Annotated in this window: 18 protein-coding genes; 2 read left to right on the top strand and 16 right to left on the bottom strand. The window is 25.7% G+C overall.

Annotated features, from left to right (window positions below; genetic code table 11):
• Nucleotides 1–8: 8 nt before the first annotated feature.
• The 8 genes from J2Z25_RS02660 to J2Z25_RS02630 all read right to left on the bottom strand — a co-directional run bounded on the left by J2Z25_RS02660 (nucleotide 9) and on the right by J2Z25_RS02630 (nucleotide 7,555).
• Nucleotides 9–473: a PTS sugar transporter subunit IIB gene (locus J2Z25_RS02660; protein WP_209738118.1), complete on the bottom strand. Its 465-nt coding sequence runs from the start codon at nucleotides 471–473 to the stop codon at nucleotides 9–11.
• Between the two features lie 103 nt (nucleotides 474–576).
• Entirely contained in the window at nucleotides 577–1,413 is an 837-nt protein-coding gene (locus J2Z25_RS02655; protein ID WP_209738116.1) for a MurR/RpiR family transcriptional regulator, read from the bottom strand.
• Nucleotides 1,414–1,940: 527 nt separating this feature from the next.
• The gene (locus J2Z25_RS02650; RefSeq protein ID WP_209738113.1) at nucleotides 1,941–2,150 is read right to left on the bottom strand and encodes a hypothetical protein; all 210 of its coding nucleotides are present in this window, start codon (nucleotides 2,148–2,150) and stop codon (nucleotides 1,941–1,943) included.
• Complete coding sequence (locus tag J2Z25_RS18945) at nucleotides 2,113–2,223, bottom strand: transposase (protein WP_425340174.1); 111 nt, start codon at nucleotides 2,221–2,223, stop codon at nucleotides 2,113–2,115. The genes J2Z25_RS02650 and J2Z25_RS18945 overlap by 38 nt, the downstream gene beginning before the upstream one ends.
• A 269-nt stretch (nucleotides 2,224–2,492) precedes the next feature.
• The gene (locus tag J2Z25_RS02645; protein WP_209738111.1) at nucleotides 2,493–3,815 is read right to left on the bottom strand and encodes a family 4 glycosyl hydrolase; all 1,323 of its coding nucleotides are present in this window, start codon (nucleotides 3,813–3,815) and stop codon (nucleotides 2,493–2,495) included.
• A gap of 103 nt (nucleotides 3,816–3,918) precedes the next feature.
• Nucleotides 3,919–5,475, bottom strand: a complete 1,557-nt coding sequence (locus tag J2Z25_RS02640; RefSeq protein WP_097033457.1) for a PTS transporter subunit EIIC — start codon at nucleotides 5,473–5,475, stop codon at nucleotides 3,919–3,921.
• Nucleotides 5,476–5,668: 193 nt separating this feature from the next.
• Nucleotides 5,669–6,409 carry a MurR/RpiR family transcriptional regulator gene (locus J2Z25_RS02635; protein ID WP_209738109.1) on the bottom strand — a complete coding sequence of 247 codons (741 nt, stop codon included), beginning with the start codon at nucleotides 6,407–6,409 and terminating at the stop codon, nucleotides 5,669–5,671.
• Between the two features lie 9 nt (nucleotides 6,410–6,418).
• Nucleotides 6,419–7,555 (bottom strand): NAD(P)-dependent malic enzyme, encoded by a 1,137-nt coding sequence (locus J2Z25_RS02630; protein WP_209738107.1) that lies wholly within the window; start codon nucleotides 7,553–7,555, stop codon nucleotides 6,419–6,421.
• A gap of 200 nt (nucleotides 7,556–7,755) precedes the next feature.
• Here J2Z25_RS02630 and J2Z25_RS02625 point away from each other — a divergent pair, with 200 nt between their 5' ends.
• Nucleotides 7,756–8,160, top strand: coding sequence for a PTS sugar transporter subunit IIB (locus tag J2Z25_RS02625; RefSeq protein WP_209738105.1), 405 nt, complete (start codon nucleotides 7,756–7,758; stop codon nucleotides 8,158–8,160).
• Entirely contained in the window at nucleotides 8,161–8,355 is a 195-nt protein-coding gene (locus J2Z25_RS02620) for a hypothetical protein (RefSeq protein WP_209738103.1), read from the top strand.
• A gap of 220 nt (nucleotides 8,356–8,575) precedes the next feature.
• Here J2Z25_RS02620 and J2Z25_RS02615 read toward each other — a convergent pair whose 3' ends face one another.
• The 8 genes from J2Z25_RS02615 to J2Z25_RS02585 all read right to left on the bottom strand — a co-directional run bounded on the left by J2Z25_RS02615 (nucleotide 8,576) and on the right by J2Z25_RS02585 (nucleotide 17,207).
• Nucleotides 8,576–9,091, bottom strand: a complete 516-nt coding sequence (locus tag J2Z25_RS02615) for a hypothetical protein (protein ID WP_097033461.1) — start codon at nucleotides 9,089–9,091, stop codon at nucleotides 8,576–8,578.
• Between the two features lie 161 nt (nucleotides 9,092–9,252).
• Complete coding sequence (locus J2Z25_RS02610; RefSeq protein ID WP_209738101.1) at nucleotides 9,253–9,600, bottom strand: hypothetical protein; 348 nt, start codon at nucleotides 9,598–9,600, stop codon at nucleotides 9,253–9,255.
• A gap of 209 nt (nucleotides 9,601–9,809) precedes the next feature.
• Nucleotides 9,810–11,315, bottom strand: a complete 1,506-nt coding sequence (locus tag J2Z25_RS02605; RefSeq protein WP_209738099.1) for a carboxypeptidase M32 — start codon at nucleotides 11,313–11,315, stop codon at nucleotides 9,810–9,812.
• Nucleotides 11,316–11,496: 181 nt separating this feature from the next.
• Complete coding sequence (locus J2Z25_RS18940; protein WP_425340173.1) at nucleotides 11,497–11,628, bottom strand: hypothetical protein; 132 nt, start codon at nucleotides 11,626–11,628, stop codon at nucleotides 11,497–11,499.
• Between the two features lie 26 nt (nucleotides 11,629–11,654).
• Nucleotides 11,655–12,005 (bottom strand): hypothetical protein, encoded by a 351-nt coding sequence (locus J2Z25_RS02600; RefSeq protein ID WP_425340172.1) that lies wholly within the window; start codon nucleotides 12,003–12,005, stop codon nucleotides 11,655–11,657.
• Nucleotides 12,006–12,225: 220 nt separating this feature from the next.
• The gene (locus J2Z25_RS02595; protein ID WP_209738097.1) at nucleotides 12,226–15,480 is read right to left on the bottom strand and encodes a DEAD/DEAH box helicase; all 3,255 of its coding nucleotides are present in this window, start codon (nucleotides 15,478–15,480) and stop codon (nucleotides 12,226–12,228) included.
• A 267-nt stretch (nucleotides 15,481–15,747) separates the two neighbouring features.
• The gene (locus tag J2Z25_RS02590) at nucleotides 15,748–16,224 is read right to left on the bottom strand and encodes a hypothetical protein (RefSeq protein WP_008678622.1); all 477 of its coding nucleotides are present in this window, start codon (nucleotides 16,222–16,224) and stop codon (nucleotides 15,748–15,750) included.
• A gap of 134 nt (nucleotides 16,225–16,358) precedes the next feature.
• Nucleotides 16,359–17,207 (bottom strand): class I SAM-dependent methyltransferase, encoded by an 849-nt coding sequence (locus J2Z25_RS02585; RefSeq protein ID WP_008678619.1) that lies wholly within the window; start codon nucleotides 17,205–17,207, stop codon nucleotides 16,359–16,361.
• Nucleotides 17,208–17,224: the final 17 nt, after the last annotated feature.

Raw genomic sequence — 17,224 nt, 5'->3', positions numbered from 1 at the left:
CTCTTATCCTATAGTTTTTCACCTAAATCAATTGATTTATCTGATGGAGTAGCTCTTATTTCTAACTTTACTCCTTCATTTTTTAATTCTCTAAATACATCCCTTAATTCAGCATTCAGAAAAATAGTATTAGATATCTGTTTTCTATCTTCCTTGTGGTATAATCCTCCAACGTTTATTTCCTTTAATTCCACACCATTTTTAACTAGATGCAGTAATGGTTTTGGACTCTTTACAACAACAAAGATTTTTTTCTTTTGATACTTCTTTAGAAATTCAGTAGCATCCTCTTCATTTTTTATGAAGCACCTCATTCCTTGTGGTGTTGCCATCTCTAATAATGATTTTTGAAAAGCATCCTTACAAACCTCATTATCAATCACTAATATTGCATCACTTGGATATTGTACTGACCAAGCAAAAGCAACTTGTCCATGAATCAATCTCTCATCGATTCTTGCTATTGTTATCATTTTATTTCCTCCTTCCAATGTTTGTTCATAGTATAACGTTTTCTTTTATAGATTTCAATGATTTGGTCTTAACATGAAACGGCATTTCAACATTTGAAATCTTTCATCCTTCAATTCTTGTTTTATGTATTTTATGTGAAGAATTTTTATAATCATAGTTACAGTAAACAGTGTATAAAATATCGACTACATGAAGAGATGCTGTACGGGAAGAAATAGCACCGCTTCTAAACTTACTTTCTTTATTGCTTACATAAAGGTTATAATCACATAATTTAGATAAAGTATTTTCACTACTTGAGGTTATAGAAACTGTTTTCACAAAATTATCCTTTAATATTTGGGCTATATCAAGTATTTGTTTTGATTCTCCTGAATACGAAAATAATAAGGCGAAATGCTCTTGATTACTATTTAAAGCTTGTACATATTGACGATCATAGAGGGCAAAATTTATAGCATTTTTACCTACTCTAGTAAATTTAAATGTTGCATCTAGGGCTATAATGTGGCTATTTCCTATTCCGTATAAATCTAAAATTTTTGCTTCCTTTATTAGTTCAACAACCTTTTTTAAAGTCTCTGTATTAATTAATATAGAAGTCTCCTCAATAGATTGGATATTGATAGTATTTAACTTATCAACTATTTCTTTTACATTATCATCTGGACTTATATATGTAGAATCTAATATTTCTATATTTTTACTTTCAAAAATCTTTAGTTCCTGATTTATACTAAGCTTTAGCTTATTAAATCCTCCTATACCAATTCTCTTACATAGCCGTACAACAGTTGCGGCAGAAGTATATGTTCTTTCCCCTAATTCTTTACTAGTAAGATCTATTATTTCATTAGGTCTTTTTAATATGTAATCCCTAACTTGTGATTCCGCCTCTGTTAAATTCTTATTATCCCTAAGCTTAATCAAAATGCTCATCATAACACCACCTTTCTAGTTTATTTTATCATAAACCTTTTCTTTTAACATTGAACAAATGCCATTTTATTAAATAACTGTATTTACCCCCCTACAATATTCTATTATTATAGGCGTTGTAAGTTGATAAAACCTCATACATTCAAATATCCATTTCAAACCGCAGATTATCTCTAATACCAAATTTTAGAGGAAATTTATAAATACCGAGAAGATATCAGAAGGTGAATATTATAAATCTATTTTAATTTGGCAACACATTTCGTGGTTACTTTATTTATATTTAAAGTAACTACTAATTTACTTTAAGTAGTTTTTTTAATATTAATACAAAATTGATTCTTATATAATCATTTAGACAACTCTTATTTTTATCATCTCTTATGTAAATTCTTTCTCAGTGTACCTCCATGTTAATTTCCATTATTACCTATAAACCATAAATAGAATTAAATATTTCAAATAACCTAATTTCAAGTTCTATTTCTAAATTATCAGTTGCTTTTTTCAAAACAAAACTATATCTATTAGCATTCACTTGGATTTTGTACCATCAATAAATAAATTCTCAATTCTATTCCATCCTTCTTTTCTAGTTCAATTACAAATTGTAAAAATAAGTCTTCTACATATTTTTCTAATTTTTGTTTCTGAATATTGTAATGTATTATGCCTTGTCTCCTTTTGCCATTGCAAAAGCTAACGAAAGTTAATATCTCTTTTATAAGCTTTTTCAAGTTTTCTACTAAAATATATTCCTTTCATATAACAATAAACAATTATTCTAAATAATATTTTATATACTATCATTGGATTTCTACTTACAATAGAGTATGCTTCATATAATTTTTAATAATCTAATTCCTCCATTACTTAATATAGTGTTCTTAACGGGTTCATCTTTTGATGTAATAATTTTAAAATTAATTGTGAATTCCAATTGATTGATATATATAATATTTTTTAGATTTATTTTTTTCATATCAATATTATATGCAAAAAGGAGGATTCAAATTTGAATCCTCCTTTCTTACTGACTAGTATCAAAATTTATTTTGATACAGCTCCTTTTAGTAATTCTAAGTTAAATACCAGAAATCCTTATTTTTTTCCATTAAGTCATCTAATACAGCTTTTGCCTTTTCAGGATTTACAATAGTTCTATTTAAAGTTAATGCTTGTAATGCCTTAGTATAATTTTTCTCTAAAAATGCTTCAACTGTAAGAAGTTCATATGCATGTTGCCCTTCCATTAACCCTTTATAGAATGGTTTGATTTCCCCATATTTATAAGGATGTGCTCCATCTTTTCCTACTGTTCCTGAAACTTCAACTATAGCATCTTTACTAAAGTTAGTTATAATATCATTATTTCTACTCATAAGAATAAATTCATTATGAAGATCATAAGCTATGGATTCAGCAAGTTCAATCATTAAGTCTCCAAATACACTATTTGTAATTATTTCAACATCATCTATTGAATTAGCATTAGTAGCTTTAGAACATATGTCCCAAACTTCTTTTTCTCTTGAGTCCTTTGCTTCATCTGCTCTTGTATAATTAGGATCACTTTCAGCTACTATTTCCTCTGCAAAGAAATAATATTGAAGATAAGTTGTTGGAATATATTCATCAAAAAAGTTCATATATTTATTTACTCTTAAGTATGTATCAAGCCAAGATTTAGAACGTTGCTCTGCATTATAAGGTTTAAAGTCATAATCTCTTAAGTAAGTTCTTAGCTTATCGAAATAGTCATTTCCATCTACATCTTTAAGCTCTGTAAACCATCCAAAGTGATTTAATCCAAAGTAAGTAGCTCTTAATTTTTTTTGCTCAACTCCTAATATTTTAGCGTAAGATCTCATAAGTGAATATGGTTGATCACACAAATTTAAGATTCTCTTATCATCTGGAAAGACTTTATCAAGACCTAATGCAACTATTGCAGCAGGATTTGTATAATTTAGTATCCATGTATCTTTTGAATGTTTACGAACTTGATTAACCATTTCTACCATTGCTCCAAGAGATCTCATTCCATAAGCAAATCCTCCTGGTCCACAAGTTTCTTGTCCTACTAATCCATGCTTTAGTGGAATCTTTTCATCAAAACTTCTCATTTCATTTTTTCCAACACGCATTTGACAAAATACAAAATCAGTTTTTTCATATGCCACATCTGGATCTGTTGTGAAAACTACTTCTGTCTCATTGGAATAAGTTTTTAAAACTAACCTAATATAGTCTTCCATTTTTGATGTTCTCTCATTATCTATATCATAAAAAATGATCTTCTTTAGTGGAAATCTATCCTTTAATTTTACTAAGCTTCCTACTAAAGCTGGAGTTCTAGCACTTCCTGCTCCAGTTATTGTGATTATATTACTACTTCTCATTATCTATCCCTCCGCTGTATTTATAATTTAAAAGTTTTCTTATTTTTAATTTTACATATATTAATATTTTTTTCTTATTTTTAACTATTATATTTGCACATTATTACATATTACTTAATTCATCATCTACTGCATTTCTAACAAACTCAACTAAAGGCCCATAAACTATATGAATATGCTTAGATGCTGGGAAGAAGACTCCTGTACATCCTGATGTTTCTAGAAGCTTTTGATCTACTATATTAACTTCACCTAAATCTATCCTTAAACGAGTTATACAGTTATCTACATTCTTTATATTTGACTTACCACCTAAAGCTTTAATAACTATTTTAGCTATTTCATCATATCTTTTTTCTTTTATAAGAGTATTATCTGCAGAAGGTGAATCTTCTCTTCCTGGAGTTTTTAAATCAAATTTTAATATTGTCCATTTAAATACAAAGTAAATTACAACTGCTAAAATTAATCCGATTATTATAAAGCTAACCCAATGAGTATTTTCATAAAGTAATCCAAATATTGCAAAATCAAAAACTGTACCTCTTATATATCCAATTGCAACATTAGCTAATGATAATACTACTGCTCCAACACCTATGATACATGCATAAACTACATATAATAATGGTGCAATAAATACAAATGAAAATTCTAGTGGTTCAGTAACATTACCTAAAAGTGCAGTTAATATACAAGTAATCATTAAAGATTTAACTAGTTTTTTATTTTCTTTATAAGCTGTTTTATACATTGCTAGTCCGATAGCTGGAAAAGCAAACAAAGTACATAACATTTGTTGTTGAGCCATAAATCTTGTTAATGATGGCATCATACTCCAATATTCACTAGTTGGACCTTGATTAAATAAAACTTCATTTAATGTTGGAACAATACCTACAAAAGTTTCTCCATTTATTACATATGACCCACCAGCTTCAGTAAATCTAAATAACGCATTCCAAAGATGATGTAGTCCAAAAGGTATAAATAATCTTTCACCTGCAGCTGTAAAAAATGGACCAACTGGACTTAAAAAAACTACTGATAATTTAGTAAGTAAAGTTACTAATGCTTCCCATATAAATGGTATTGTTAAACCAATTACAACCATAATTCCCATTGTTATTATTGGAACTGATTTTTTACCTGAGAAGAATGCAAAGGCAATTGGTAATTCAAGTTTATAGAATTTATCTGTTGCCCATGCAGCAACTAAACCTGTTACAATTCCTCCTAAAGCGTTTACATTCATAGTTTGTATTCCTAATACCTTTATTTGTCCAAATTGACTCATAACTTCTGGATCTGCTAGCTTTCCAGTTACAGTCAGCCAAACATTCATAGATATAATTAAAATTATATATCCTATAACTGATGCAAATACTGAAATTCCTTTGTCTTTCTTAGACATTCCATAAGCAACACCCATTGCAAACATTAATGGAATATTATCAAATACAGCACTTGCTATAGTTCTTATATTAACTAAAATAGTATTAAGGATTTCATTTCCTAAGAATGGGAATCTTGCTATCATATAAGATTGAACAAGTGCTCCCGTTATACCTAGGATCATTCCAACTGGCGCCATAACAGCAATCGGTAATAGTAATGTTCTACCGAATTGTTGAATCTTTTGACTAAACTCTTTTGACATTTTGTCTTCCTCCATTTATTAAATTATATACTTTATGAATACCTTTTCTTAAAAGAGCGCTCCTCTTAATAATCATTTTACGTTGTGCTTAGAAATGTTGCAATAACTTAAGGTGATACTCTTTTCTTTTATGAAGTCCAAGGTCACAAGAAATGACTTAGGTCATAAATAAAAATAACTCGCATTTTGCGAGCTATTTATAACCAAACTCTTTAATTGAATTTACTAACATCTCAATTACTATAAACATACCAATTCTAGATATACTATCATTAAACTTAGTTTCTGTATCATTAGAGACACAATGAAGAGTATAATCACTAATCTTTGACAATTCATTATTACCAAAAGACGTTATTGCAATAGTTCTAGAACCTTTAACTTTTGCAATATTAGCAACTTCTAATATTTTTTCTGTATTACCAGATAATGAAATTAAAATAACTAACTCATCACTTTCTAATGTATTTCCAACTAAAGTAAGTAAATTATAGTCTTTAACAAAAATACACTTAATTCCTAAAGTTAATAATAGATGATTTAAATAATATCCAGCTGCTTTACTTGTACCTCTTGCAAAAACATAGACGGTTTTTGCTTCAATGACTTCTCTAGAAATTTTTTTGTATAAATCAGCTTCTATAACTACAAAGGTTTTTTCAATATTTTGTTTTAATCCATATTGTAAATCCTCTAAAACCTTTATATCATCATCAGCACTATTATTTGATTTTAAATAATATTTTAAATCTGAAAATCCTTCAAATCCTAATTTTTGAGATAAATTAATAATTACAGTTTTAGAAGTAAATGTCTCCTTAGCTAAATCATTTATTTTCATTTTTATTACCTTCTGTTGATTAGCATAAATATATGTAAATACTTTCTGCTCACTATTAGTTAATTTGTTAAATAATTTAGCTAAATTCTCCATAAAAACTCCTTACTTTTTGAAACTACAAATTATATCACAAACTAAATCTACTATTCTTTTATCAAATACACTTGGAATAATATTTTCACTATTTAGTTTATCTTCATCTATGCAGTTAGAAATTCCTTTAGCTACTTCTAACTGCATTTCTGTAATAATTTTATTAACACGTGCTTTTAAAGCTCCTTTTATTATTCCTGGAAAAACTAATAAATTATTTATTTGATTAGGATAATCACTTCTTCCGCTAGCAATAACCTTTACATTAGCTTCCTTAGCAACTTCAGGCATTATTTCTGGAATTGGATTAGCTAGTGCAAATATTATGGAATCTGAATTCATTGACATTGCCATTTCTTTTGTTAAGATATTTCCTGCACTTACTCCTATAAATACATCTGAATTTACTAATGCATCTTTAAGACTCCCAGCTTTATTTTTATTAAACTTAATTGCACATTTTTCTTGATATTTATTACTTGCATTATCACTAGTGATTATACCATATCTATCACAAATTACAACATTATGAAATCCTGCATCGTAAATTAAATTAGCAATAGCTATTCCTGCTGCTCCAGCTCCATTTACTACTATCTTAATATCAAAATCCTTTTTTACAACCTTTTTAGCATTTAAAAGTGCAGCTAAAACTGCAATAGCAGTTCCATGCTGATCATCATGAAAAACAGGTATATCACAAATTTCATTTAGTTTTTCTTCAATTTCAAAGCAACGTGGTGCACTTATATCCTCTAAATTTATTGCTCCAAAGCTACCTTCTATCAATTTTATTGTATTTACTAATACATCAACATCATTATTGTTAATACAAATAGGAAAAGCATCTACCCCGGCAAACTCTTTAAATAATACGCATTTTCCTTCCATAACAGGCATTGCAGCTAAAGATCCAATATTACCAAGTCCTAATACAGCACTTCCATCAGTAATTACACCAACTAAATTAGATCTTCTTGTATATTTATATGAAGCCTCTTTATCCTTTTCAATTTCTAAACACGGATATGATACACCTGGAGTATACGCAATTGTTAAATCTTCATTATTATTTACAGGACACCTACTTATAACTTCTATTTTTCCTTTCCACATTTCGTGGGCTTGCAAACTTTTTTCTTTCATAAAACATCCCCTCCTTCCTATGTATAATAGATTCTTTTTATGTTCTATTCAATAGAATTGGTATATTTAAGACCTAAGTAATTTTTTGATTATACATAAATTATCTTCAGAAATAAAATAGATTATTAAAAATCTATATACTATATTAGTAAATTTAGGTATTATTATTATATCTTTATCATATTAGGAGGATATTTAAATTGTTAGTATATATATGTTGTGCTGGAGGGGCAACCTCTAGCTTATTCTGCTCAAAAATCAAAAAAGCTTCAAAAGAAAATACCATTTTAGTTGATGATATTATGACAATTATATCAAATTTTAAAGAATACAATGAAAACTACAAATTTATACTCGCTTATGGACCTGCTGAATTTATAAAAGAATCATCTATAAAAGAATATAATCTGAATAATATAATTGACTTAATTTTAATTTGTCCTCAAGTAAGATACCTACTATCATACATAAAAAAGCTTACATCACCTTATAATATAAATTGTGATGTTCTAGATATGAAAACATTTGGAACTATGAATGGAGAAAAAGCATTAAAAGATATAATGAAATATGCTAATAAAAATTACTTTAATAATCCTAATTAAATGCAGTTAACTTTTAATGTATCATCATCTATCCATTCAGCGTCAATAAATTTACTATTTGATTTAGTAGCAAGAAAAACATTTGGTGAATTTTTCAATAATATTTCGTTTATCTTATCTTCATCATATTTAGATTCAATAATAGATACTGCTGTTCTAAATGGAACAGTTGCTCCACCTCCAGTAAATGTATAAGTATAAGTAATATAATTGCCATTATTTCCCAGAAAATATTTTTAATATATTTTATAAATTAAATGATGATTAAGCTAAAGTAAACTATTTTATCTTTTCATAAATAGTGAGTAGTAATTCATTATTAAGAAAATAATTCCCGTATTTGATAACTAAAAATTTAAATTCAAAATCATAATTAAGAGAAATAAAATTAAGAGAATTTACATTAAATTTAACCTTAACATAAATTCCCTTTTATTGTATTTAAGAATTTGTTTTTTTCACTATCATTTAAAAATACTTTAACAGGAACTATTGCAAATATATTAAAATTTTCTTTAAAGATAAAAATTCTTTTTTTATAAATTATTATATTAGAAATATCTTTGAAACTTAATTCACTTTTATTATCATTTTTTAAAATAACAATTTTATCATTTTTTAATTTTAATATTGTCTCACTATATAAATACTTATTATTACTATCTTTATCTTTAAGCCTATGTCTTAATTCCATTTTAACAATAATAGGTAAAAGTACTAACCATACTAAACATAAAATTGTTACTATAATTAAAAAAATATACTTATCTTCATAATTGTATTTAAAATACCATATGGAAATAAGTAATATTATTAACATATAACCATATTTTAAAAAATAATTTTTAACCCTCCTATTCTTTAATTTAGTATTTAAATAAAAATTTAGTTCTATTAAATCATCTACTGTATTTTTATATTTTATTTTCACTTAATCACCTAATTAATAATATTTTTCATTTACATATGATTATATCAATTTATACCAAATTAATCTATGCCAATTTATTACAATAATGGTGACTATTCTAAGATTATGTTAATTCAAGATTTTACTGTTTATTATCCTAAAAAATATATACTTATGGTGATTTATTTTATTTTTTTAACTATTTCTAAACCATATTTATTTAATAAATTTATATCTACATAATTATAAAACTCAATAATTTGACTTAATATTATATTGGCTTCAGTTTTATAGCTAAGAACTCTCCCTTTTGATTCTCGCCTAAAATCGCTCCAGGTCCAAAGATGAGCCGTTCCATTAATTGCTTTAAGCTCATATATATAATTATTAGACCTTATAATATATTGTAATAAAGATAATCTTATATTATTTTTATCAGTTATAAATTCTTGAGGATAAGAATTTATAGTTTTCTTTATTTCTTCATCTAAATTAGAATATTTAATATATAATTCTTTAAATTTTCCCATTGAAATACTCCACTTTTAACATTTTTATATTTGTATAATATCTATTATACCATCTTATTAAAAAAATTAAATTTATAGACATTTTGAGCTTAAATATAAGTTTTTATCTATTATTTATAACTTACTTAAATATTAATCCCTTCGTATAACTTATATACCATAAATACATTAAAAAAGGATAAAACCTAAGTTTTACCCTTAATAAGAAATTATTTTACATTATATATTGTATAGTACTTATTTTTCAAATAATCTATAAAGTATTTAGGATTAAGTTCTTCTCCCGTAATATTTTTTATAAGTTCCTCTGGAGTATATAATGCACCATGTACATGAACTTTTTCTTTTAACCACTTAAATATTTCAGTAAAGTTACCATTTTTAACTTCTGCCATTATATCTGGTTTTTCTTCTAAAAGTTTATGAAACATTTGAGCTCCATATAAATTTCCTAATGCATAACTTGGGAAGTATCCAAAAGATCCATCTGACCAGTGCATATCTTGAAGTATTCCTTCACTATCACTTTTAGGTTCAACCCCTAAATACTCCTTATATTTTTTATTCCATAACTCTTTAAGATCATCTACTTTTATTCTTCCATTAATTAATTCTTTTTCTATTTCATATCTTATTATAATATGAAGCCCGTATGTTAATTCATCTGCTTCAGTTCTAATTAAAGAAGTTTCCACATAGTTCATTGCATCATAGAATTCGTCTAGAGTAATATTTTTAAAATCTTCAAAGTATTTTTTTGCTATAGGTAATAAATATGAACAAAACTCTTTACTTCTTCCTAATATATTTTCATAAAATCTTGATTGTGATTCATGTATTGCCATAGAAGCTCCAGTTTGAAGACCAGTACCTTCTAACTCATCACTTATATTTTGTTCATAAATACCATGCCCACCTTCATGAATAGTACTAAATAAAGCTGAAGTAAATTCATCTTCATGGTAATTAGTAGTTAGTCTTACATCTTTATTTCCAAAGTTCGTTGTGAAAGGATGAACACTTTCATCTAGTCTACCAGCTTCTAAATCAAATCCCATTTTATTTAAAATATATAATGATAAGTCCTTTTGTTTCTTTATATCAAAATTACCATATAAAAAATCACGATTTATCTTTTTATTACTAGCTTTAACATTATTTAATACCTCTATTATTCCATCTCTTAGCTCTGCGAATATTTTATCTAATTTTTCAGTAGTTAATCCTAATTCATATTTATCTAAAAGGGTATCATATTTATCATTCTTAAATCCCCAATAATTAATAAATTCTTTTTGAAATTCAACTACTTTTTCTAAATGAGGCTTGAATATTTCAAAATCATTAGCATCTTTTGCTTTTTCCCAAGCTAATTCTGAATTGCTGCAAACACCAACAAAAGCTACATATCTATCTTGAGGTATTTTTTTAGTTTCATTATAATTTCTTTCAAGTTCCTGTAGCATTCTAGCCTCGGTATGATTCATTTCGTTTTTATATTTGGATAAATCATTTATAAAATCTTCTACTTTAGAGCTAGTAACCATCTTAAAGCTTTCACCTGACAAATACTCTAAAACTTTTGATCTAGATTCACCTGCCTTAGTCGGCATATTAGTTCTCATATCCCAGTAAACTAAACTCATTGCTTGGACTAGTTTTTCATATTCACTTAAATAATTTTTAAGTTCTTCAATTTTTTCTTTTAACTGCATATTACTTCCTCCCTATATAAATTTTACTTATATATAAATATATCATATTTTAATTATTAAAATAAATATATTTTAAATTTATAATAAAACTAAGGTACTAACATATACTCAATACATTATTTATCTAAATAAAAAGAATATGACTTTTAGCCATATTATTAAACATACTTATCAATTAATACTATTGCTGATTAGTAACTTCATTATAAGTATTACCTATTTTAGTTATCTCCTCTTCTGATGCTGGACATAGTGGATAATAACCTTTTTTCACCATCCACCGCCATACTTCATAAGCATGATTACAACTCATAGTAAATGTATCTTTTAAGAATTCTCTTAATCTAGATTACTTGCTTCCATAGCACTCCATGCATATTCTCTACCTGCTCTTTTTAATGTTAACAGATATGATGTTGCAATTTCTCTATCATTTAATGTTGTAGCATTTGTATTAGGAGTTGTAGGTTGAGTCATATTTACTGGTTTTGTAAAGTCTTGTATAGTTTTCTTCAATGCTGGTACATTTAATTTTTGTGTAGGTGTAGTTGCATTTTTAACGTATTCCACCTTTATATTATAATCTTGAATATGAACTGGTAAATGAGTTTCTAATATACTCTTAAGTTCTGGATCTTGAACCATGTTCTTAAATAATCCCATAGATGTTATTGAATTAACACAACTCATTATTAATTCACTTAATTAATTTAATTCATTTGAAGCTTTTGCATATAATAAATGCTTTTCTATTACTTCTAATTCAATACTAATACCCATTTTTACATTATAAAATAGTAAAAGCACAGTAACTTTTAAAGTATTACTGTGCCCTTATATATTTAATATTCTTTATTTAATTATTATTCCTTATATATCATAAAAAGTATTAATATTAATAATCTAAGTACTAATTAATTGAAAAAAGACTTAATATATCTTCTTCGCTTAATGTATTTATACTTGATATATCATTTTCATTATCAATTATCTTTTCAATTAGTTTTCTCTTTTCATCTTGAAGATCAATTATTTTTTCTTCTATAGAATTCCTTGCTATAAGTTTAATTACTTCAACTATATTCGTTTGCCCAAATCTGTGTGCTCTATCAGTCGCTTGATCTTCAACAGCAGGATTCCACCAAGGATCAAAGTGTATTACTATATCTGCTGAAGTTAAGTTTAAACCAGTTCCCCCTGCTTTTAAGCTTATTAAAAATACAGAGTTTATTCCTTCATTAAATTCATTTACAAGTTCTAATCTCTTTTCTGAAGGAATTGATCCATCTAAGTAACTAAACAAAATGTGTTCTGATCTTAATTTACTAGCAATATTTTTTAAAACTGAAGTAAATTGTGAAAATACTAATATCTTATGACCTTCTTCTATACCCTGCTGTAGAATTTCAATAAGAGCATCTACTTTTCCACTAGTTCCAACATAATCATTTATCAATACAGAAGGATCCAGGCACAGTTGTCTAAGTTTAGTTATATAAGATAAAATTTCTATTTTACTTGTTTTTAAATCATCATCCTTAACCTTCTTTTCAATTAAACTCTTAGCATGATCTGCATAAATTGTATATACCTTTTCTTGTTCTTCTGACATAGATACTATTAATTTCTTTTCTATCTTTTGAGGTAGTTCTTTTATTACATCCTTTTTATATCTTCTTAATATAAAAGGCTTAATAAGCTTATTTAACTCTTCTAAAATTTCTTCAGATTCATTTAATTTCTTATGATACCTTACGCTAAATCTTTTTTCATCAAAAAGATAACCAGGCATTATAAAATCAAAAATTGACCATAATTCCATTAAGGAATTTTCAACTGGAGTACCAGTTAATGCAAATTTTCTATATGATTTTATCTTTTTTACAGACAATGAATTTTGAGAATGACTATTCTTAATATATTGTGCTTCATCTATAAAACAATAATCAAATTGTAATTTTTCATATTCATCTAAATCTCTCTTAATTAAATTATAGGTAGTAATGATTACATCATATTTTTCAATATTATCTAATATTTTAATTCTTTCATCCTTAGATCCATTTACAACAGTATATTTAATGCTCGGTGCAAATTTTTCTATTTCACTACTCCAATTATAAATTAATGACGTTGGTGCAACAATTAAAGTTTTAGATGGTAAGCTTGACAAAATAAAAGTTATTGCTTGAATTGTTTTACCAAGGCCCATCTCATCACCTAGAATTCCACCAAAACCTAAATAATCCATCGTTTTAAGCCAATTATATCCTTCCTTTTGGTAAGGTCTAAGTTCTGCAATTAATTTTAATGGCTCTTTAAACGTTAGCTTATTTACATCCTTTATTTTCTTTTGAATTTGCGATAATTCTTTTTTGCCTTTTATATATCTAATATTATTTTCCTTAATAAAACTATCTATATATAATGCTTTATTTTTGCTAAATAGTATACTATCATTTTCTATATCATTTTCTAATGATAATATATCTAGTAAATTTAAAAAGTTTTTAAGCTCTATTTCTTCTAGATCCAAAAATTCTCCACTTTTAAGCTTAAAATACTTAAGATTATCTCTAAGAGCTAATACTATATCTTTAACTTCATTTTCTGGTATGTTATCAATTTTAAATTTTAATTCAAAATAATCAAATTTTCCACTTTGTATATTACCTTTTATATTTTTACTATTGACTTGCTTTATCATTTTAAAGTTCTGTGAATAAAAAACTTCTCCAACATCTTGAAGTTTTTCTATATCATATTTAAAGAATTTAAATAAAAAATCATCGCCAAATAATAAGTAAAATTTATCTCCAGAAGCATCAAAACCAAGAGACCTTAAAAATGACATAACTTCTCTTTCTTTGTTTAAATCTCTATAAATAATTTTATTTTTATATTCATGAAAAATATTAAATTCATGCTCTCCATATTTAACTTTTAAAGTTAATATTACATCTTTATTAACTTTATCAAAATAAAACTTAAACTTAACGTCTTCTTTTACAATTTTATTTTTTATAGACTTATTAATACTTACATCATTAGATAATGTATAAAGTTTAGGTAATAACTTAGATAAAATTCTTATTTCCTCAGCTTTATCTATTGATACAGATTTTGTATTATTAAATATATTCAAATAAGTAGATATATCATAGCAATACTCCAAACTCGGTAAATAAATACTACTTCCATAAATAAATACGGTTCCCTTTTTATCTATTTTTTCAGGTATTCCATCCTCTAAGCTTAATAAATATTCTTTTTCTAATCCTTTTAAAGAAATTTTAATACTTGGCTTATCAAAAATAATCTCACTTTCTACAGGTTTATAAAAAAAGCCTTCATTTAAGTAAACTCTATTTTTTGAAACAGTATCAAAAAATTCTCTTATTAAAAAGTCTGGAATTATTAACATCTTTCCATCTATATATTTATCTTGCCTCCTCATAAAATTTGAAGAAGCTGATTCTATATCTTTTACCTTTTCAATGAAATCTATTATTTTCTTTTCCTTTATACCTAGCCTTTGATATCTTAGATCAAAATTAAAGTCCTTGCCATATTTAATTGGTATCTTATTATAATAAGAAGTTAAAAGCTGATTTATATCTTTAATAACATATAGTCTATTAGAAGATAATCCTTTTAATCCTATCTTAAATTCTGCTGCTAGTTTATTCTTTAAACCTTGTTTATTTATATAAACCTCTATTTTAATTTCATTTTTATTTTCTTCTTCTAAAAGTAAATCTAATATATTCTCTTTTTTACTTTTAAAAATTATCTTATTTAAAAGTGTTTCATTAAATTTTGCTTTGACTTCTTCATTATTATCTAATTCATTTAAAAATTTATAAAAACTTGCAAATAAATGCTTACAACAATAATTATGTTTACGCAACTCATTTCTTTCAAAGTCATCACAGCTACAAAAAGTTGATATTATATTTTTAGTATTTATATCTATTTCCATTTTAGAGTTATACTCATTAAAATAATTTTCTGATATAATTTTAGAATCTATATAAACTAAATCATCATCACATTTCACATTAAAATTAGAAATTAAATCATTTTCTAATATCCTCTTACCGCCCAAATCATTTTTCCCTGATGTATCTTTATTAAATTTTTCTAATAAAACTTGTTTAATCATAATTCTCACCTTATTAATAATGAAATAGTGAAAGAATTAAGGATATAATTCAATTATATTGAATTATAAAAATTGAAAAGTTAATAAAAAATCTTAAAGATTTCTTATTAAAAGTGCTTTGCACTTTTTTATTTTAAGTTTTGCATAACAAAACCTCCTCAATTCTTTCATTCTTTAATTTTTTCATTCCTTCATCTTATACATTGCTTTGCAAAATATAAACTATCTTTAATTATAACAAAAAGAAGCGGCTTTTGCCACTTCTCATTATGCATTCACCCATAACTCCTTTATTTTACATTGCCTATTTTCAAAATCATAGGAAGGGCTATATTTAACTCTTTTCTTTATAATATAATCTTTAATTGAATTTTTAAAATCATTTTCAACTAAAGTTGTAGCAATTATTTTATTATTAGAATCTACAAAACATATAGGTATCCTATCTTGAAATACTAACATTTGAAGATGTTCTTTATCTAAATCAAAATTCTTATTATATATACGTCCATAAATAAATTTATTACCTCCAGCAAATTTAAAAAGTAATGCAAGAACTACTTGTCCATTTATTTTTATAGAATTTGCCTTCATTTCAACAATAGATTCTTCTAGTATATATTTTAAATTAATGTTATCTTCCTTTAAGTAAAAACTAGAATATACCTTATTATCCTCAAATTTTGTAATATAATTACCTATATCTCCGCAATCTAATAGATCTAAATTTTCAGCATAGAACAAAGCCCGTCCCCTCCTAAGAATACAAATTAATCATTAATTAATTATACTACTTATATGCCATAGTATTAAAGGAGTATATAATGGGAATAATACCATTAATGCTTAAACAAGTGTTATTTATTTTCGGATATTTCTTAATTTTCTTTTCTATTAGTCTCATTAATTTTTTCGGTTACTATATCTTTTTTAGTTTTTCTAGCTTCTTTAGGTTTTTCGCCATAAAAAAATAACTTTAATTGCATAATTGAGGAATAACTTAAATTAAAGAAGTTATTATATTCATCTAACATTTTTGATAACTTTGAATCATTTATCATATTGCTATTTATCTTATATCTAAAATTGTCTTTTCCTAAAATATCACTATGATTTATTACTGCTTCAATGTCGTAATTTACAAATCCTAATGACTTTAAAAGAGTTATAAGTACCCTTCCAATTTCTCTATTACCATTTAAATTAGATTGGAACTTCGCTAAATTATCGTTTAAAGCTTTAATTAAATTATTTTTAGGATATGTTAATCCCCAAAGCTCACTATCAATATCAATTATAATTACTTTTCCTCCAGGTTTAAGAATCCTATATATTTCTTTTAATGCCGAAATTGGATTATTAAGATGTTGAAATACAAATCTAGCAATAACACATTCATAATAGTTATCTGGTATCGAAGCACTTGTAATATCATCAACTACAAAACTAACTCTATTACCATATTCTTTATTAAGATTACTATAAGCATATTCAAGAAGTTTTTCATCATTATCTAAAGAAGTAACTTCACATTTACTAAAATTATCTAAGAGTATCTTAGTAAAAAAACCTGGTCCACCTCCAACCTCTAAAATATCACTATCTTCTTTTACTCCTAATAATTTTAGCATTCTCACTTCTTTTTCTGAACCTAAATACGCCTGTTTTTCTAACCTTTCCATCTCTTTCTTGAAACCAATTTTTTCATAAATTTCACTGTATGACATAAATATTTCTCCTAAGA

The organism is Clostridium tertium (assembly GCF_017873245.1).
Taxonomy (GTDB): domain Bacteria; phylum Bacillota; class Clostridia; order Clostridiales; family Clostridiaceae; genus Clostridium; species Clostridium tertium.
The sequence above is the reverse complement of the archived record's forward strand: the minus strand, read 5'-3'. Positions and strand labels throughout refer to the sequence as shown.